General features: G+C 65.1%; 16 protein-coding genes and 1 tRNA gene. 5 read left to right on the top strand and 12 right to left on the bottom strand.

The annotated features are described in order from the left end of the window. Positions 1-50: 50 nt before the first annotated feature. The gene (locus BMX78_RS18620; RefSeq protein WP_091422657.1) at positions 51-1,316 is read right to left on the bottom strand and encodes a helix-turn-helix domain-containing protein; all 1,266 of its coding nucleotides are present in this window, start codon (positions 1,314-1,316) and stop codon (positions 51-53) included. A 133-nt stretch (positions 1,317-1,449) separates the two neighbouring features. On the opposite strand from BMX78_RS18620, the gene BMX78_RS18615 reads away from it, so the two are divergent. Further along, positions 1,450-1,668, top strand: coding sequence for a hypothetical protein (locus BMX78_RS18615; protein ID WP_091422654.1), 219 nt, complete (start codon positions 1,450-1,452; stop codon positions 1,666-1,668). Between the two features lie 149 nt (positions 1,669-1,817). On the opposite strand, the gene BMX78_RS18610 is transcribed toward BMX78_RS18615, so the two are convergent. From BMX78_RS18610 to BMX78_RS18590, 5 genes are all read right to left on the bottom strand, one after another. Continuing rightward, positions 1,818-1,894: transfer RNA gene (locus BMX78_RS18610), tRNA-Pro, on the bottom strand. Positions 1,895-1,998: 104 nt separating this feature from the next. Further along, positions 1,999-3,825, bottom strand: coding sequence for an ABC transporter ATP-binding protein (locus BMX78_RS18605; RefSeq protein ID WP_091422650.1), 1,827 nt, complete (start codon positions 3,823-3,825; stop codon positions 1,999-2,001). Continuing rightward, positions 3,822-5,630: an ABC transporter ATP-binding protein gene (locus BMX78_RS18600; RefSeq protein WP_091422648.1), complete on the bottom strand. Its 1,809-nt coding sequence runs from the start codon at positions 5,628-5,630 to the stop codon at positions 3,822-3,824. Before BMX78_RS18600 ends, BMX78_RS18605 begins: the two co-directional genes overlap by 4 nt. Before the next feature lie 212 nt (positions 5,631-5,842). Next, on the bottom strand, positions 5,843-6,790 hold the full coding sequence (locus BMX78_RS18595) for a metallophosphoesterase (RefSeq protein ID WP_091422646.1): 948 nt from the start codon (positions 6,788-6,790) through the stop codon (positions 5,843-5,845). 6 nt (positions 6,791-6,796) lie between these two features. Further along, on the bottom strand, positions 6,797-9,109 hold the full coding sequence (locus tag BMX78_RS18590; protein WP_091422711.1) for a transglycosylase domain-containing protein: 2,313 nt from the start codon (positions 9,107-9,109) through the stop codon (positions 6,797-6,799). 37 nt (positions 9,110-9,146) lie between these two features. Between BMX78_RS18590 and sp36 the strand changes: the two genes are divergently transcribed. The 3 genes from sp36 to BMX78_RS18575 are packed head-to-tail and all read left to right on the top strand — an operon-like array spanning position 9,147 to position 10,764. Beyond that, a complete protein-coding gene (gene sp36 / locus BMX78_RS18585) occupies positions 9,147-9,302 on the top strand; it encodes a Sp36 family protein (protein ID WP_003797879.1) in 156 nt (51 codons plus the stop codon). A 1-nt stretch (position 9,303) separates the two neighbouring features. Then, positions 9,304-9,837: a RidA family protein gene (locus BMX78_RS18580; protein WP_091422644.1), complete on the top strand. Its 534-nt coding sequence runs from the start codon at positions 9,304-9,306 to the stop codon at positions 9,835-9,837. A gap of 15 nt (positions 9,838-9,852) precedes the next feature. Next, complete coding sequence (locus tag BMX78_RS18575) at positions 9,853-10,764, top strand: NUDIX hydrolase (protein WP_091422642.1); 912 nt, start codon at positions 9,853-9,855, stop codon at positions 10,762-10,764. A gap of 9 nt (positions 10,765-10,773) precedes the next feature. Here the strand turns inward: BMX78_RS18575 and BMX78_RS18570 are convergent, their stop codons facing one another. Beyond that, positions 10,774-10,950, bottom strand: coding sequence for a hypothetical protein (locus BMX78_RS18570; protein ID WP_286139141.1), 177 nt, complete (start codon positions 10,948-10,950; stop codon positions 10,774-10,776). Between the two features lie 483 nt (positions 10,951-11,433). Beyond that, entirely contained in the window at positions 11,434-12,111 is a 678-nt protein-coding gene (locus BMX78_RS18565; RefSeq protein WP_091422637.1) for a Crp/Fnr family transcriptional regulator, read from the bottom strand. A 184-nt stretch (positions 12,112-12,295) separates the two neighbouring features. Here BMX78_RS18565 and BMX78_RS18560 point away from each other — a divergent pair, with 184 nt between their 5' ends. Beyond that, on the top strand, positions 12,296-13,480 hold the full coding sequence (locus BMX78_RS18560; protein WP_091422634.1) for a MarP family serine protease: 1,185 nt from the start codon (positions 12,296-12,298) through the stop codon (positions 13,478-13,480). A gap of 49 nt (positions 13,481-13,529) precedes the next feature. On the opposite strand, the gene aroQ is transcribed toward BMX78_RS18560, so the two are convergent. The 4 genes from aroQ to BMX78_RS18540 form a co-directional block, all read right to left on the bottom strand. Then, entirely contained in the window at positions 13,530-13,988 is a 459-nt protein-coding gene (aroQ, locus tag BMX78_RS18555) for a type II 3-dehydroquinate dehydratase (RefSeq protein ID WP_091422633.1), read from the bottom strand. A gap of 164 nt (positions 13,989-14,152) precedes the next feature. After that, complete coding sequence (locus tag BMX78_RS18550) at positions 14,153-16,333, bottom strand: alpha-galactosidase (protein WP_091422630.1); 2,181 nt, start codon at positions 16,331-16,333, stop codon at positions 14,153-14,155. A 151-nt stretch (positions 16,334-16,484) separates the two neighbouring features. Then, positions 16,485-17,825: an ABC transporter substrate-binding protein gene (locus BMX78_RS18545; RefSeq protein WP_091422627.1), complete on the bottom strand. Its 1,341-nt coding sequence runs from the start codon at positions 17,823-17,825 to the stop codon at positions 16,485-16,487. A gap of 42 nt (positions 17,826-17,867) precedes the next feature. Then, a complete protein-coding gene (locus BMX78_RS18540) occupies positions 17,868-18,794 on the bottom strand; it encodes a carbohydrate ABC transporter permease (protein WP_091422624.1) in 927 nt (308 codons plus the stop codon). Between the last annotated feature and the right edge of the window lie 5 nt (positions 18,795-18,799).

The raw sequence follows: 18,799 nt of genomic DNA, 5'->3' as shown, positions 1-18,799 counted from the left end.
GCGTCCTCACTTGCTCGGAGCCCCAGCGGCTCCGGGCGAGCGGGTGCAGCTTAGCTGGCTTTGGCGGCAGCCGCGGCCCGCTGCTGGGCCAGCCGGATTTCCAGGACCGCGTCCAATGCCTGCTGGACACGGTCCGCTGCTCCTGCGGCGCTGAACGCCTTCTGGGCTTCCTCGAGGCGGACCAGTGCCTCGTCCGCTTCGCCGGCGGCCTTCAGGGACTTGCCCAGGAGCAGTGAAACCTCTCCGGCCGTGTGCTTGGCGAGGGCGTCGCGCTCAGCGTGGATTTCCCTCAGCTTTTCGACGGCGGCAACAATGTCCCCGGTCAGGTACAGCCAGCGGGCGCGGATGAAGGCGACCTCCAGTTCGTCGCTCTTGGTTCCTCCCACGATGGAGAAGGCGAGCTCTGCCCGTTCGATGGAGGACAGGGTTTCGGGTTCGACAATTCCCGACGACAGCCGCACCGCGGCGGAGGCCTTGTTGAACCGCGCCCAGAGCTCGATGTCATTGGCGGGGGAGAGGAGCTTCGCGGCCCGCTCGTGGTGCTTGACCCCTTCGGCGTAGTCATGCCGCATAAACGCGACGTTGCCAATGACCCAGGCCACCTCCCCGGCCAGTTGCGACATCGCGTGTTCGTCCACCTGTTCGTAGAGCGCCATGCAGTACTTCCAGGCTTCGTCCAGCCGTCCGCTTTCGGCCAGCGCGCCGATGAGGATCCGGTGGGCGCCGATGAGCACTGTCGAATTCCTCGGCAGCCTGGCCGAGAGCTCCACAGCTTCAAGCCCGTGCTGGACTGCCACCGCCAGTTGCCCCTGCCCGTGGCAGACGGCCGCCAGCATTTGCCGCGCCCGCACACCCAGGCCCACTGATTCGGTGGCCATGGGGTGCTCGAGGAGCCGCTCGATGATCTTTTGGCATTCGCGCAGTTCGCCTTGCTTCATCAGGCACTCGGCCTGCATGTAGGTCATGTTCCACCAGGCGCTGGTGTTTTTGCCCTCGAGGGCGATCTGGGCTGCCGTGGCGGCGTGGCTTGCCGCCAAAGGGTAGTCACGCAGGTCCCAGGCCTGGCGGGCATAGAGGCCGGCCAGGACGTACTCAGCATCGCTGACGGTAATTGGCTGGCTCCAGGCTTCGAGGGCCTTGGGCGCCAATTCAAGGCGCCGCGCCAGTTCCTCGATGACCTCGGCCGTCGGTTCCCTCCGGCCGGTCTCGAGCAATGAAATGTAGCTGGGTGAATACAGGTCCTTGCCCAGTTCGGCCTGTGTCAATCCCCGTTCGAGCCGCTCCGCCCGGAGCTTCTCCCCGAATCCGTTGCCCACGGGATTTCCTCCTCTTCCGGACAGTCAGTTTGACGAATGCTTGACAGTCCCTGTGGAAAACATTTTACAATGGGTGTCAACAAGGACAGTGCTGGCTTTGTAACGAATCCGACTCGTATTGAGGAACATATCTATGTTGAAGAAAATTGCTGCCGCCGCCGTGCTGGCGGGGGCCTTGGCATTTTCCGCAGCGGCTCCGGCCGTACTGTCTGCGGGTTCACTGGCTGACAACTCCGGTACTTCCGTAGCCATTGGGAACTGGCCTGATCCGGCTTCCCAGAAGGTCAAGAAGGACAAGAGCACCGACACCCAAGTCACCACCTATATCGGTAACTGGCCTGATCCCGCGTAACTAGCTTCCTCACCACAGGAGGCGAGGGAGGCCCCGGAGCAACTGCTCCGGGGCCTTTCCCTTTACCGGAAAGTTACCGTTCGGCCAGGGTTCTGCCGGAGGTCACGGAACACAAAAGAGGGCCTCCCGTGGGAGACCCTCCTTCATTGTGGTCGGGATGACAGGATTTGAACCTGCGACCTCTTCGTCCCGAACGAAGCGCGCTACCAAGCTGCGCTACATCCCGATCCGCTGCAAAAGCAACTTTACAAGAATAGCCGATGCGGGGTCCCGATGCGAAATCCTGCGCGTTGACTCATGAAAGATGCCCGCAGCCTGGTATCCGGCACGTCAGACCAGCGAGTCCTTCCACGCACCGTGCAGGTCGGCAAAACGTCCGCCGCCGCCAATCAGCTCCGCGGGTGATCCGTCCTCGACGATCCGGCCGTCGTGCACCACCAGCACCCGGTCCGCGGTTTCCACCGTGGACAAGCGGTGCGCAATGATCAGGGCGGTCCTCCTGGCGGCGTCCGTGCCCGCCAGCAGCCGGGCCAGTCCGTTCTGCACGAGCCTTTCGGAGGGGATGTCCAGGGAGGAGGTGGCCTCGTCCAGGATCAGCACTGCCGGGCGGGCCAGGAACGCCCGGGCGAAGCTGATCAGCTGGCGCTGCCCGGATGAGACCCGGCCGCCGCGCTTGTTGACATCAGTGTCATATCCCTCGGGCAGGTCCGAGATGAAGTCATGTGCACCTACCGCCTTCGCTGCTTCCTCAATCTCGGCCCGGGATGCCTCCGGCCGGCCCAGGGCAATGTTGTCAGCCACGGACCCGCTGAACAGGAAGGCCTCCTGGGTGACCATCACGATGTTCCGCCTCAGGTCCGTGGTGCTGAGGTTGCGCAGGTCCACGTCGTCCAGGGTCAGGGAGCCGGAGGAGACGTCGTAGAAGCGGGCGATCAGTTTTGCGAGGGTTGATTTCCCGGCCCCCGTCTGGCCCACCAGTGCTACCGTCTGGCCCGCGGGAATGTGCAGGTTCAGCCGGGGCACGATGAGCGGCCCGTCGCCGTAGCGGAACTCGACGTCCTTGAAATCTATGGCGCCCCTGGCGTTCTGCAGGGCTACCGGGTTCCTGGGCGGGCGGACGGTGGGCACTTCCTCGAGGAGCCCGGATACTTTCTCCAATGCTGCCTGGGCACTCTGGAAGGAGTTGTAGAACATCGCCATCTGGTCCACCGGCTGGAAGAACCGTTTGGTGGACAGGATGAGGGCCAGCAGCACACCCACCGCAAGGTCGCCGGTGAGCACGCGGAAACCACCGAACAACAGGACCACTGCCACGCACACGTTCCCGATCAGCACCAGCCCCGGCTGGAAGATGCCGTTGAGGTTGATGGAACGGACAGTAACCAGCCGGTAGTCTTCGGCGAGCTGGCCGTAGCGGTCAGCGTTCTCCTGCTCCTTGCGGAAGGCCTTGACCGCGCGGATGCCGGTCATGGTCTCCACGAAGTGCACGATCAGCCGCGCAGACACCACCCGGGATTCGCGGAACGCGATCTGCGAGTGTTTCTGGTACCAGCGGGCCAGGAAAAACATGGGAACACCTGCGGCCAGCACCAGCAGGCCGCTGCGCCAGTCCAGGGCGAATACCGTGACGGCGGTAAAGATCATAAACAACATGCCGGACGCCAGCGAGCTGACGCCGGAGTCCAGGAGTTCGCGGAGTGCCTCCAGGTCCGAGGTCTGCCGGGCAATGATCCGTCCGGACGTGTATTTTTCGTGGAACTCCAGGCTCAGCCGCTGCGTATGCCGGAACACCCGCAGGCGCAGGTCCAGGAGCATGGCCTGGCTGAGTTTCGCCGTGGAGGTCACATACAGGGCGGTGAGTCCCGCCGTCGCTATGGCTGCGAGCAGATAGGCGACGCCGGTGAACACCAGGGGGAGGTTGTCTCCGGCCTGCAGGGCGGGCAGTGCGTGGTCGATGCCGAAGGCGATCAGCGCGGGACCGGCCACCCGGGCAGCCTGCGACAGGACCACCATGGCAATCGTGAGCCAGAACCGCAGCCGCACCGGCCGGATCAGGGAGCGCAGCAAAGCCAGCGATCGGCGTCGTACTGCCCGGCTGTCGCTTTTGCTCAGGTGTGGGTTGTCCTCGTTGGCCGTACCGAAGGTTGCGGTGCTCATCGGGTCACTTCCTCTGCCTGGTCTTCAAGGGCGGACAGCTCTGAGTCCAGGTCGCGGGGTTCCTGGTCCAGGCTGGCGATGACGTAGCGGTAGTGGTGGTTGACGGCCAGCAGTTCGGTGTGGGTGCCGACGGCGGTGATGCGGCCGTCCTCGAGCAGCGCCACCCGGTCCGCGAGTGCAACGGTGGACGGGCGGTGGGCCACAATCAGCGTGGTGGTGTCCTTCAGCACGGCCCGGAGCCGCGTTTCCACGAGTTCCTCGGTATGGACGTCCAGCGCGGACAGGGGATCATCCAAAACCAGCACGCGGGGGCGTGCGGCGATGGCGCGTGCCAGGGCGATCCGCTGCCGCTGCCCGCCGGAAAGGCTGAGGCCTTCCTCTCCGATGAGGGTGTCCACCCCCTCCGGCAGGGAATACGCGAAGTGCGCCTGGGCCACGTCCAGGGCTTCGTCGAGGACGGCATCGTTGCGGACGGGGGCGCCGAGCAGGACGTTGTCCCGGACAGAGTTGGAGAACAGGGTGGTGTCCTCGAAGGCCACTGCAACAATCCGCCGGAGCTCTTCCACGTCGAAGTCCCGCAAGTCCACACCGTCGATGGTGATGGCGCCGCCGGTGACGTCGAACAGGCGCGGAACCAGTTGGATCAGGGCGCTCTTGCCGCTGCCGGTGATGCCCACCAGGGCCATGGTCTCGCCGGGGCGGACGTCCAGGTTGATCTCTTTGAGGATCGGTTTGTCCGGTGCGTCCTCGAAGGCGAACGTGGCATTGGAGAAACGGAGGGCACCGGCCAGCTGGCCGGGCCGGCGCGGCTCCGGGGGACTGGTGATGGTGTTCGGTGTATCTATCACTTCGAAGTGACGGTCGACGGCGGTCTTGGCCGTGAGTGCCATGGCCAGCAGCATGCCGGAAAATTCCACGGGCGAGGCCATCACCGCGGCGGTGGCAAAAAACGCCACCAGCGAGCCGATGCTGAGCTGGCCGCCGGCGCACAGCATCACACCCACCACCAGGCCGGCCCCGAGGGCGAGCTCGGGAAGCAGCGTGACCACCATGGTGAACGTTGCCTGGTGGCGTGCTTTTTCGATCTCCGTCTGGCGCAGTTCCTCGGCTTGTTCGTTGAAGTTCTCCAGCGCCTCCCGGCTGCGGCCGAACGCCTTGAGCACACGGATGCCGTGAACTGATTCCTCAACGGTGGTGGCGAGATCGCCGGCCTGGTCCTGGCTGCGACGGGCCACGCGGCTGAAGCGGGTCCGGAACCGGAAGCTGTAGGCCATGATGGGCACGGCGGCGGCCAGGAAGATGAGGGCCAGTTGCCAGCTCATCACAAACATCGCCGTGATGCCGATGATCACGGTGAGGGTGGTGACCACCAGCATGATCGCTCCAAACGCCATCCAGCGGCGCAGGAAGTTCAGGTCCGTCATGGCCCGGGACAACAGCTGGCCGGAACCCCATCGGTCGTGGAAGGAAACGGTCAGGTCCTGCAGGTGGTGGTACAGCGAAACCCGCATGGTGGTTTCCACGGACGTGGCGGGGTTGATGACGAACTGACGGCGGAGGGCCACCAGGCCCGCCTCGGCCACGCCCAGGACCAGGATGAGGCCGGCCGAAATCCACACCGCTTCCGTTGAGCCGCCTGGCTTCAATGATTCGTTGACCAGCACCCGGAGGACCTGCGGGATGGCGAGGGCAACGACGCTGGCCATCAGCGCGCAGAGAAGTCCCAGCAAAAGCCGAGGGATGATCGGCCGGACATGGGGGTAAAGGCGACGGATGGAACGAAAAAAAGGAGTTTGCTTGGCCATGCCCGCTTCTCAAGCTCTAAAACGAATGTAGTTTCCCGTAGCAACTACCCTATGCCATGGCGTGAGACGATTCACAGGCTTCGGGCGCCGGCGTTGAAGCTTCGCCAGTTATTGCGTGCTGCAATGCCGTTCCTCGCTGCTTCCACGGATGAGCCATCAGGTTTGGTCCCCAAAAGCGCTGGATGGGAACCAAACCTGATAGCTCAACGGGGTCAGTTGGGCGGGGTGAGCGTCAGCAGGACCGCTTCGGGCCTGCAGGCGATGCGGACGGGGGCGAAGCGTGAGGTGCCGATCCCGCCCGAGACGTTTACCGGCGTCGTACTTCCGTTGCTCTGCCAGTCATTAAGGCCCTTGGCGCGCCAGGTGGGGAGGTCGCAGTTGGATACCAGGGCACCGTACCCGGGTATGCACAGCTGGCCGCCGTGGGTGTGCCCGGCGAGCAGGAGGTCCGCGCCGTCCTCGGTGAAGTGGTCCAGCACGCGCTGGTAGGGGGCGTGGATGACGGCGACGCGCAGGTGCGGAACCGCGTTCTGGTTGACCGTGCCGCGCGGCCAGCCGGCATACCGTTCCCGGTTCAGGTGGGGATCGTCCACACCGGAGAAATCGAACCGCATCCCCTTCAGGACCACTGACTGGTGCCGGTTGGTCAGGTCGATCCAGCCGCCCATGCCGAAGCCGGAACGCAGGCGGGGCCAGTCCAGCTGGGCCGGCTTAGGCTTCACCTTGGACGGGCCGAGCAGGTAGGACGCCGGGTTTTTCAGGCTCGGGGCAAAGTAGTCGTTGGAGCCGGGGACAAACACGCCGGGAAACTCCAGGAGGGGGCGCAGCGCCTTCAGCAGCGGGTCCACTGCCTCGGCATGGCTGAGGTTGTCACCGGTATTGACCACCAGGTCCGGTTCAAGGCCGGCAAGGGACTCCAGCCAGGCTGCCTTCTTGTCCTGGCCGGGCACAAAGTGGATGTCACTCAGATGCAGGACGCGGAACGGCGCCTGCCCGGGCGGGAGGATGTCCAGCGTCTCTTCGCGCAGGACAAACTGGTTCTTCTCCCACAGGCCGTACCCGAAGGCGGCCAGTCCGGCCGTTGCCCCGGCCCCTGCGGTGACGGCAAAGCCGCGCCCGATGGTCCGGGCGCGGCTTGCCAAAGCACTGGTTGAGACCATCGGCGGCTAGCCGTTCCCGTTCCCATTGCCGTTTCCGTTGCCATTGTTGCTCGGCTGCGGGGCAGGCTGGGTGGGGGCGGGAGCCGGGGCCGTGGGTGCCTGGGTGGCCTGGGGTGTGGCGGGAGTGGTGTTGCGCGTGGTTCCGCCGCCGTTCAGCAGGTTGCTCGGCGGTGCCGGGAACGGGTTCGTGCCATAGGCAGGGGCGACCTTCGACATGAAGTTGGAGAACATCGGCCCGGCAATCATGTAACCGTCAATGCCGGGGTAGAACTTGCCGTTGACCGTGATGTTCTGGCCGGCACGGTCCTGGGCACCCAGCGCGTCACCGAACCAGGCAGCAGTTGCCAGGCCGGTGGTGTGGCCAACAACCCAGGTGGATCCGTTGTTGTTGGACGTACCGGTCTTGGCGCCGATCGGGAAGCTGGTGCGCGTTGAAATCCGGGGCTGGATCAGCGAGCCGGAGCCACGGTTCAGGACTTCCTGCAATGCGTAGTTCACACCGCGGGCCACCTCGGGCTTGATCGCGTCCCGGCAGCTGGTGGACTGTGCGGGAAGGTCCTTGCCCGTTCCGTCCTTTACCGAGGTGATGGCGATCGCCTCGCAGTACTTGCCGTCGTTCGCGAACGTGGCGAACGCGCTGGCCATGGTCAGCGGGGAGGTCTGCGTGGATCCGAGCAGGTTGCCCAAGGTGGACATGTTGATCTTCGGGTTCGGCTCATCTGCGTTCGGCAGCCCGCTGTGGAGCCCGACGGCGTCAACCACCTTTTGGATGCCGCAGAAGTCCAGCTGGGCTGCTGAGGCAAACGTGACGGTGTTGATGGAGTTGTAGAGGCCCTCCAGGACCGACAGGGGCTTGTACCACTGGGGTTCGGCGTTCTGCAGGTCGTCCGCCGTGCCAAGGCCCTGGTTCTTTTGCGCGGTGCTGTAGCCGCCGGTCACCTTCCCGCAGGTGTTCCGCCACGGGAAGTTCAGCGGGTAGATGCGCTGGGCGGCGTTAACCATGGTGTTCATGGGCTTGCCCTCGTTAAGCCATTCCGCGAACGTGAACGGCTTCATGGTGGACCCGGGCTGCGCGCCGCCGAGGCCGTTGAGGTCGTTGCCGTCCTTGTCCAGCTTGTCCACGTTAAAGTTCACCTGCGAGTCGAAGGACGCCTCGGCCGGCAGGAAGCTGGTGTTCTGGGCCATCGAGATGATCTTGCCCGTGTTGGGCTGCACTGAAACCATGGCGGCACCCCACTTGTCCGGGTTGGCGCCGGCGGAGGCGTTGACCTGCTCCTGGGCGGTTGCCTGGGCGTTCGGGTCCAGCGTGGTGGTGATGGTGAGGCCGCCGCCGTAGATCAGACGCTGGCGTTCTTTGAGGTCGGTGCCGTACGCGGGGTTGTTCTCAAGCAGGTGCAGGACGTAATCGCAGAAGTAGGGTGCGGTAGACGCATAGGCGCAGCCCTGGCGGGCCGGGGTCACCTTGGTTTCCACCGGAGTGGCGACGGCGGCGTCATGGTCTGCCTGGGTGATTTTGCCCTGGTTCAGCATCAGGCCCAGGACCAGGTCCCGGCGCTCTTTCGAGGCCTCCGGGTTGTTGATGGGGTCGAAGGCTGAAGGGCTGTTGACGAGGCCGGCCAGCAGCGCAGCCTGCGGAAGCGAGAGGTCCTTGGCGGAGGTGCTGAAGAAGAACCTCGAAGCAGCCTCCACCCCGTAGGCGTCACGGTTGAAGAACACGATGTTCAGGTAGCCCTCAAGGATCTGCTCCTTGCTGAACTCCTTCTCCAGGGCGATGGCCAGCTTCATTTCGCGGAGCTTGTCGCCCACGCCCTTGTTGACACCGTTGAGCTTGATCTGGTCCTCGTTGCCCTCGGCGGCGAGGTTGGCGTTGAGGACGTTGTTAACGTACTGCTGGGTGATGGTGGACGCGCCCTGCTTGTTGCCGCGCGCAGTGCTGACCAGGGCACGGAGGATGCCGGTGGTGTCCACACCGCCGTGGTCATAAAAACGGCTGTCCTCGACGGCGATGACAGCTTCCTTCATGAACGGCGAAATCTGCTCCAGGGCTACCTTGGTGCGGTTTTCCGTGTAGACGTTGGCGATCTCGCTGCCGTCCGCGGCCAGGATCCTGGTGGTCTGGTTGGGCGGGTCCACCTTCAGCTCTGCCGGCAGGGTGTCGAAGAACTCGATCGAACCGCTGGCTGCGCTGCCTGAGACGGCTGCCGCGGGAACCAGCAGGCCTGCTACCAGGACACCACAAATCGCACTCACGCCAAGGAAAACGAGGATCTTTCCGAGGGTGGTGGCAGTGTCGAATAATGGGTTCTTACGAGTCGCCATGTTTTCCACTTTACCGGCAAGGACTAGTCTTTCTCTCATGACCAAATGGGAGTACGCCACGATTCCGCTCATTATCCACGCCACAAAACAGATCCTGGACCAGTGGGGAGATGACGGCTGGGAGCTCGTCCAGGTAGTCCCCGGACCCGACGGAAACGGTTTGGTTGCCTACCTGAAGAGGGAGAAGCAGTAGCATGAGCACCTCCGCAGAAGCCCAGTCCGGCACCGCCGCCGAGCCCGTTTCCGCTGTTGAGCAGCGCCTGGCGGACCTCGGACTGACCCTTCCCGAGGTTGCCGCCCCGGTGGCTGCCTACGTTCCCGCCGTGATCTCGGGCAACCACGTCTACACCTCCGGCCAGCTGCCGTTCATTAATGGCAAACTCCCAGCTACGGGCAAAGTCTCAGCCGGCACCGAAGGCTACGCCGACGAGCCCACTGTTTCGCCCGAGGACGCCCAGCAGTACGCCGCCATCTGCGCCGTGAACGCCCTGGCCGCCGTCAAAAGCGTCATTGGCGACCTTGACCGCATCACCCGGATCGTCAAGGTTGTGGGATTCGTCTCATCTGACCCGTCCTTCACGGGACAGCCCGGCGTGATCAACGGCGCCTCTGAACTGCTGGGCCGCGTCCTCGGTGACGCAGGCCAGCACGCCCGTTCCGCCGTCGGCGTTTCGGTGCTGCCGCTCGACTCTCCGGTAGAGGTCGAACTGATAGCCGAATTCAGCTAGGACCGGTCGCTTCCTTTGCCTCAGCTCGCCCGACGCCTGTTTGCACTCCCTCAAGACCTTGAAGGGGCAGCGCAGAGCTGGCTTGAACACGGCGAGAGGAGCCCTCGGGCTGCCCGCCTCGCATCATCCGTTGTCCTGCTGCGTGATTCCCCCACCGGCCTGGAAACCTGGCTGGCATACCGGCCCGGTTCCTCGCCGCTGGGGGTCCTCGCCTTCCCCGGCGGCTCACTGGACGCCGGCGACGACGACCCCGTCGGCTGGCTGGGCCCCTCACCTCAGCATTGGGCCGAGCAAATGGGAACGGACGACGTCGGGCTGGCGCGACGCCACGTCGCGGGCGCCATCCGGGAACTCTTCGAGGAGACCGGCGTGCTCCTTGCCGGCCCGGACATGGCCACCACGTTTGAAGCAACATCCTCCGCTGAATGGATGCGTGCCCGCCTCGCCGTGGCCGAGCAGGAAAAAACGTTCCCAGAGGTCCTTGGTAAACGGGGGCTGTCGCTGCGGACGGACCTGCTGAAGTCCCTGGTTAACTGGCGCAGCCCCGACTTCGCCCACCGCCGGTTCGATACCCGCTACTTTGCCGCCACCGTTCCGCTGAACCAGCAGCCCACCCTGCTCGAAGGCAAGGGCGTGTGGGGGCGCTGGGTTAATGCTGCCGAGGTCATAGCGGGGCGGGATACAACTGCCCTAGGCGACGAGGTAGGCCAGGAGAACACTGTGGGCCGCACGCTCGGCGAGCTCCTGGTGCCGGGCTCCGAGATCATGCTCGAGAAGATGGCCATGGCCAACGGCTGCATCGCCTACCTCAGCTATAAGCGCAAGGCGCACGTCTACCAGCCGCAGCTCGTGGAGGAAGACGGGAAACTGCTGCTTGAGGTCGAGGCGGCCAAGACAGTGGCGGGGGATCCCCAGCGCGAACGCTGAACCTGAAGGCTAGATGCGCCGGAGCGTCGAATAGGGCCGGCTGGGGAGGTTCCCGGCGGTCCACGGTTTGTCCGATGGTTCCAGCGGAATCTGCCCGCGGCCGTCCCGGATCACCAGGACCACCGTGCCGACCATCGCGGCAAGGGAAGCCAGGCCCAGCAGGATCAACACAACAACCATAGCCACGGGCATCGCCATGCACCTCTAACCCCAATTTTACGCCGCTCCGGTGGTTGAGGTGGTTGGTGGGCCGTGGTTGAGTTCGCTGCGCGGCTGCCTTTCGCCGTCGCTTAGACACGCCGCATAAGGGAACCTGCGGTCGCTGGGCGACCTCCGGCTCCCGATGCGTCGCGATGCACTCCTACGCGAAAGTCGGCCGCGCAGCTCAAACGCGCCATCACCTTTCGCAGATATTGATCCGACGCGCCACCACGTTTCGCAGGTCATGTACCAAGGCTTTATCACCTCCTGCTGATGGCGGGTTGTCTGTTGGACTGCAGGAGGTGATGGGGCGATTTTAGGGGGTACACGCGAAAGGCTCGGGGTCCGGCATCCGGAAGGGTGCGTCAGAGCGACGAAGGAGCAGCACGCGGAGGATGCCGGCCTGGGGCCGGAACCGTCGGGGCATGCAAAAGGCCGCCCCTTGGGGCGGCCTTTGTGCTACGACGACTAGCGGGAGCGCTGGCGGAGGCGCTGCATGTCCAGGATGACCACCGCGCGGGCTTCCAGGCGGAGCCAGCCGCGCTGGACGAACTCGGCGAGGGCCTTGTTGACGGTCTCCCGTGATGCGCCGACCAGCTGGGCCAGTTCCTCCTGGGTGAGCTCGTGGGCCACCAGGACGCCGTCCGTGGCCGGGCGGCCGAAGCGGTCAGCCAGGTCCAGGAGTGCCTTGGCAACGCGGCCGGGTACGTCGGAGAACACCAGGTCGGAGAGGGAATCGTTGGTGCGGCGCAGACGGCGGGCGAGGGCCTGCAGGAGCTGCGCGGAAACCTCGGGGCGGGTGCGGAGCAGGTTGTTCAGGCTCTCGTTCCTGAGCCCGGCCAGGCGGGTCTCCGACACTGCGGTGGCCGTGGCCGTACGCGGGCTGGGATCGAACAGGGCCATTTCGCCGAAGAGCTCACCCGGACCGAGGATGGCAAGGAGCGACTCCCGGCCGTCCGGGGAAGTCCGCCCAAGCTTTACCTTGCCGGAAACGATGAAGTAGAGCTGGTCGCCCTGGTCGCCCTCGCGGAAAACCGAAGCACCGCGGGAAAGGTCCACCTCGGTGAGCTCGTCCGTCAGCAGACGGAATGCGTCGTCGTCGAGCGTGGCGAAAAGTGGTGCTCGGCGCAGTACCTCGATGTCCATAAAATCTCCTGAATAAAAGTTTCGGCTGTGGCGCTTGTGCCATTGTTTCAGAATTTTCAAGGTTCTGTGACGAACTTGGCAGCCAAAACGCCCTAACGGCGGGCAGGAGGGCCGCCGGCAGCCCCCAGAAGATTGTCAGCCTGCGCCACTAGAATGAGCCTACAACTGCTTATAAGGAGCCTTAGTGGTCGGCTTGACTGTCCTGGACATCGTCCTGATCCTGGCGTTGCTGTCCTATCTGGCCTATGGCTTGCGCAACGGGTTCCTCGTCACGGTCGGCGGCATTGCCGGGTTTGCTGCCGGAGCCATCGCTGCCTTCTTCGCCGTCCCCTTGGTGAGCGGCTTCGTGGCTGATACGGGGTGGAGGCTGACCGCCATCGTGGCCGCCGCCGTCGCACTGGTCGTACTGGGCCACGGTTTGGGAACCATGATCGGCCGGCAGGTCCGCGGGGCTATGCGGATCAGGCCCCTGCGGGCTGTTGACCGTCTGGTGGGCGGCGCCGTGAACCTGGTGGTTTCGGCCCTGGTCATGTCCATGCTGGCCTTCAGCATCGGCTCCCTGGGTGTGCCGTTTGTTTCGCAGCAGCTGGCCGAATCCAAAGTGATCGGTTTCATTGACGACATCACCCCGGATCCGGTGAAAGCCACCATGGCACAGCTGCGCTCGGAAGTGATCGGCAACGGCATCCCCACCCTGATTGAAGGCCTGGACCAGGGCCAGACCGTACCTGTGCCGGACGCCAGTACCGACACCCCCGCCCTGAACCGCGCTGCCGAATCCGTCCTGAAAATTGCCGGAACAGCGTACCAGTGCGGGCAGAACCAGACCGGCACCGGCTTCGTGGTTTCGGAGGACCGAGTGGTCACAAACGCGCATGTCGTGGCGGGCGTGTCGGAGCCGGTGGTGGAGATGTCCGACGGCGGGGCCATGCCGGGACGCGTTGTCTACTTCGATACCCGGCATGACCTCGCCGTGCTTGCCGTGGAGGACCTGCCCGTCCAGCCGCTGCCGCTGAGTGCCGACCTGCCCAGCGGCAGCCTGGCCGCGTTCGCTGGCTACCCGCACGGCGGGCCTTTCCAGTCCCGGCCCGCCACCATCCAGGACATCACCACAGTTCTGGTGCCTGACATCTACGGAGGCAACCCGTCGCCGGAGGACATCTACCGGCTGGCCGGAAATGTCCAGCCCGGCAACTCCGGCGGCCCGCTCTTGACCACGGACGGCCAGGTGGCCGGTGTGATCTTCGCGAAGGCCACCTCTGATGCCGAGATGGGCTTCGCCATCACCATGGATGACCTCAACCCGGTAGCCTCGCAGGCGGCGTCACTGAGCGCACCCGTTTCTTCAGGGCAGTGCATCCAGAAGTAGCGGAGCAGCAGCAGTAGCGGCAGCCGGAGAGAAGTATCAGGAAGCGGGCTTAGAGGACTTCCGCGAGGTAGTCGATGGCCAGCTTGTAGCCGAATACCCCGGCGCCCACGATCACCGCGGAGCACACCGGCGACAGGAACGAATGGTGCCGGAATTCCTCGCGCTGGTGCACGTTGGTGATGTGCACTTCGACTGCGGGCAGCTGGACCGCTGCGAGGGCATCGCGAAGTGCCACGGAGGTATGCGTGAAGGCGCCGGCGTTAAGGACAATTCCGACGGCAGATTCCCGGGCGGCGTGGATTGCGTCCAGCAGCACACCCTCATGGTTTGACTGCAGGCATTCGGCCGCGAAGCCGTGCGCCTTTGCCGTGCGGGCTGCGAGGTCCTCCACATCAGCAAGGGTGGACGTGCCGTACTTTTCCGGTTCACGGGTTCCCAGCAGGTTCAGGTTGGGCCCGTTAATTACCAGGATGGTGCCGCGGCGCTCTGCGGTGGTGGCTTCAGTCATGGATGCAAATCTAGTGCCGCGACTGCCGGGGGCGCATTTCTTACGGTTCGCTTTGATCACCAATGGAACAACGCGGGGTCAGATATTGCCCGTCCGGATGTCCTGGATGGGCAATAACTGACCCCGCGTTGCTTTAGCTTTGTTCCTGGTGATGCCCTGCCTGTCTAGAGTGCGGTGAAGCGCAGCAGCAACGCGTGCTCCGGGTTGAGGATCGGCATCGGCAGGCCCACCTCGGCCAGGAAGCGGCCGCTGGCCACGGCACCGTCGGCCAGCCAGGCCGGCGGCTGGACCTGCGTGAATGTGTGGCCGTAGTCAGCGTCACCCGGGGCCGGGAAGATGGCCTCCACCCGGTAGTTGCGGTCCTGCTCCAGGCCGGGGATAGCCACCTTGCCGGGCTGCTCGGCGAACGCCGTGCGCGTGCTGACCAAGGTGAACAGGGCCGCCGTCGTGCCTGCCTCCGGCGACGCGGCAGCGACGGTGCCGTGCAGCATCAGCGACCCGTCCGGAACGTCCGCGCGGACCATCCGGCCGCTGTGGATGAGGCCGCGGTGCTCCTTGTAGAGGCCGATGAACCGCTTGAGTTCCTGCCGCTCGGCACCCGTGACCTGCCGGACGTCCCATTCCATCCCGAAATGGCCAAAGAGGGCCGTGATGGCGCGGAAGGACAGGTCATGGGTGCGGGCCGTGGTGTGTGACGTGGTGGGCCCGATGTGCCCGCCCACCAGCTCCGGCGGTACCACTAGCCCGGTCCACCGCTGGATGCTCTGGCGCTCCAGGGCGTCGTTGCAGTCCGAGGCCCAGATCCGATCCGTCCGCTCCAGGATCCCCAGGTCCACGCGTGCGCCGCCCGAGGAGCAGCTTTCAATCTCGACGCCGGGGTGCGCCTTCTTGAGCTCGTCGAACAGCCGGTAGGCGGCCAGGGTCTGTTCGTGGACCGAGGCGCGTCCGGCGTGGCCGTGTTCCAGCAGGTCCCGGTTCTGGTCCCACTTCAGGTAGCTGATCCTGTTGTCACGCAGCAGGGCATCGATGCGGTCGAAGATGTACTGCCAGGCGTCAGGGTTGACGAGGTCGATCACGTGCTGGTTGCGCCATTCCAGGGGCAGCCGGCCGCCGTCCTTGTGGGACAGGGCTGCCGGGCCCACGATCCATTCCGGGTGGGCGCGGGCAATGTCCGAGTTGAGGTTGACCATTTCCGGCTCCACCCAGAGGCCGAATTCCATGCCGCGCGAGGTGACGGCGTCGATCAGCGGGGTCAGTCCGTCCGGCCAGAGGGTCTCATCGACGTACCAGTCGCCGAGCCCGGCGTGGTCGTCCCGGCGGCCGCTGAACCAGCCGTCGTCGAGCACAAATCGTTCCACGCCGAGGTCCGCAGCGGAATCAGCCAGCTCGATCAGGGCGGACAGGTTGTGGTCGAAGTAGACAGCTTCCCAGGTGTTCAGCACCACCGGACGTGGTTTGCCGCCGCCTGCCGCCGGCAGCACGTGGTGCGGGCGGGACCGGAACCAGCTGTAGAACGCCTCGCTGATGCCGTCCAGTCCGCGGTCCGAGTAGGCGGCGAACAGGGCGGGCGTGGTGTAGCTGCCCTGTGGCTGCAGGATGACTTCGGCCGGTCCGAGGAGTTCTGAACCGCCGATCATGGTGCGGCCGTCGCCGATGGTGTCGGTGAACTGTTCGTGGTTGCCGCTCCACGCCAGGTGGGTGGCCCAGACCTTGCCGTGGCGGTTGCCGAAACCCGGGGTGCCGGCGGCGAGCACCAGGGAGGAGTCATGACCCGTGCGGCCGTGCCGGCCGGTCCGCACCCAGGTACCCTGCTGGATGGCCCGGCGCTGCGGGTGGTTTTCCCGGCACCAGCGGCCGGTCAGGTCGAGGAGTTCGACGGCGTCCGGGGCCACCGGGAGGACGGTGGCCAGTTCGTCCAGTTGGTAAGGGGTGGTGCCGTCATTGGTGACCGTGTGCCGCAGTTCGAGCAGGCCGCCGTCGTGCAGTGCCAGGGTGGACTCCACGCTGAGGCCTGCCTCGGCGTCGGCCTGGGTGATGACCGCCGTGCTGCCCTCGGCATGTGCTGCCACGGTGCGAAGGCGCGGGGAGAAGTCGAGTCCGGAAACGCCGTCGGCCGTGCGGTGCCCGCGCAGGCCCGGGCGGCCGCGCCAGCTGGAGGAGGCCTGGGGCAGGAGGCCGGCGGGAACCGTGGCGTCGATGGCGGAGGGGGGGACGGGCTCGCCGAGGATGGCGAGGTCCGGGAGGGGGCTGCCAAGGTCAGCACCCCAATGGATGATCTCGGCCTCCCCGCTGTTGAAACTGATCACCAGGCTGGTGCCGGCGGAACGGAGGTGGAGGGGGTCCATAGGATCTCTTTCAGTGTTCAAGGGGTGCGCCTTAAGTTACGCACGTCAGGAAAGCAAGGGGAAGGGGTGGCCGGACGCCGCCGCCGCGAGGAGGGGAACGGCGGCATCCGGCGCAGTGGTTGCGACCACATACGCAACCACGTTTGGGTGCCTACTTGAACAGGGCGTTGACCTGTTCGTTGGCCTGGGTGAGGGAGCTTGCGGGCGCCTTGCCGGAGACCACTGCGTCCATGGCGGGCTCCATGATGCCCTTGACCTTGGCGGTGTTGTCCGTGATGGGGTACAGGAACGTGGTCTTGTTTTTGACGTGCTCGGTGAAGGCTGAGACGTCCACGCCCTTGGCGGCGAACGCTTCAGCGGCCTTGTCCGAGGATGCCTTGAGCGCCGGGAAGACAACCGCCTTGGAGGCTACAACGTCCTGGCAGTCGGCCGAGGCGAGGTATTCCACCCACTTGATGGAGGCATCCTTTTTCTTGGTACCGGCCCAGATGGAGTCCGCCAGGCCGTTGAACATCGAGGCACGCTCGCCCTGCGGGCCCACAGGGGTGGGGGCGATGCCCACTTCGATGCCCTTGTAGCCGGTGTACTGCCCGATCATCCACGAACCATGGGCGTTAATCGCAGACTTGCCTGCCGCGAACGTGTCGGCCATGGCTGCGCCTACAGTGGTTTCCAGCTTGGGCATGTAACCCTTCTCAGCCAGGCCGGCGAACCATTCCATGCTTTCCTGGAACTTGGGGTCGTCGTAGTTGTAGTGGGTGCCCCACGGGTTCTTGTCCGTGTGGGACCAGCCGGTGGTGTTGGTGAGATAGCTCCACTCGGTCTGCCCGGAGGAGTCGCCGCCGCCGTTCAGGCCCAGCCCGTAAACGGCAACGTTGTTCTTGTCGAAGCCGGGCTCGTCGCCGCGTTTGCCGCTCTTGTCCACGGTGAGGTGGGCAACAACCTTTTCGTACGTGCCGCCGTCCTCCGGGTTCCAGGTGAGGTTCTTCATCTGGTCCTCGGTGACGCCGGCGCCGGCCAGCATGGCCTTGTTGTAGAACAGGCCGATGGTGTCCCAGTCCTTGGGGAGGCCGTAGCGCTTGCCGTCCTGGCCCACCCACAGATCGGCGAGGCCTTCGTTGTAGCCGGTCAGGTCGATGTTGTCCTTCTTGACGGCGTCGTCGATGGCCAGCAGCTGCTTGTTTTCGGCCAGTTCGCCGTAGCGGCCCAGGTGGTTGGTGAACACGTCCGGTGCCGTGCCGCCCACGAAGCCGTTGGTGAGGGTGCTCCAGTAATCGTCCCAGCCGCGCTGGGTGATCTTGACCTTGATGTCCGGGTTGGCCTTGGTGAAGTCGTCAGCGCACTGCTGGTAGGCCGGGAGCTGGTTCGCGTCCCAGAGCCAGTAGCTGATCTCGCCCTTGGAGGACTCAGCCGAGGAGGCTGATCCGCTGCAGGCGGACAGGGACAGTGCCACAGCTGCGGCGACGGCGACGGCGCCGAGGGTTTTCTTCATGGTTCTACTTTCCGTTCAGGGGTGGGATGGGTGGCGTGGTGGTTACTTGATGCCGGAGAAGCCGATGGAGTTGACGATCTTCTTGCCGAAGGCGGCGAAGAGGATCAGCACCGGCAGGGCCGAGATGAGGGTCGCGGCCATGAGGCCGGACCAGTCCGGTGCACCCTGCGGCGACTGGGACTTGAAGACGCCCAGGCCAACCTGGAGCACACGGACGTCGTCCTGGGAGCCGACCAGCAGGGGCCAGAAGTATTCGTTCCACTGGCCGATGAAGGTGAGCAGGGCAAGCGTGGCGATGGGGGCTGCGGCGTTGGGCAGGACGATCTGGAAGAAGATGCGAAGGTGCTTGGCGCCGTCGAGCATGGCCGCCTCCTCCACTTCGCGGGACATGTTCAGGAAGAACTGGCGCAGGAAGAAGATGGCGAAGGGGGTCATGAAGATGTAGGGCAGGACCATGCCGAGCATCGTGTTGAGCAGGTCCAGGTTCTTGATCAGCAGGAAGTTGGGCAGGGCGGTGAAGATCGGCGGGACCAGCATGGTGCCGAGGAAGAGGCTGAAGACGGCGTTCCGGCCCTTCCAGCGCAGCCGGGCGAAGGCGTAGGCGGCCATTGCGCTGAAGAAGACTGCGCCCGCAGTGGTGATGGAGGAGAAGACGATCGAGTTCCGAAGGTAGAGCCAGAAGTCGATCTGCGCCCCGGAGCCGCCTTCCGCCACGGCGTCCGCCGCTGACTGGAGCCCGAAGACCCGTTTGAAGGCGCCGAAGCTTAACTCCGCCGGCAGCAGGCTGGCGGCGTTGGTGGCAAGGGCGTTGTTGGTGGACAGTGCCGTGCGCAGGACCCAGAGGAAGGGAAGCACGGAGACGGCGATCGCAAGGACCAGCAGGGCCCAGGCGGCGGCGCGGCGGGGGTTGAAAGGACGACGGCGGCGGGTTGCGGCCGCCAGCTGGGCGCGGCTTGCTGTGGTGGTCATGGAGG

It is taken from the genome of Arthrobacter sp. OV608, assembly GCA_900110595.1.
Lineage (GTDB): Bacteria > Actinomycetota > Actinomycetes > Actinomycetales > Micrococcaceae > Arthrobacter.
The sequence above is the reverse complement of the archived record's forward strand: the minus strand, read 5'-3'. Positions and strand labels throughout refer to the sequence as shown.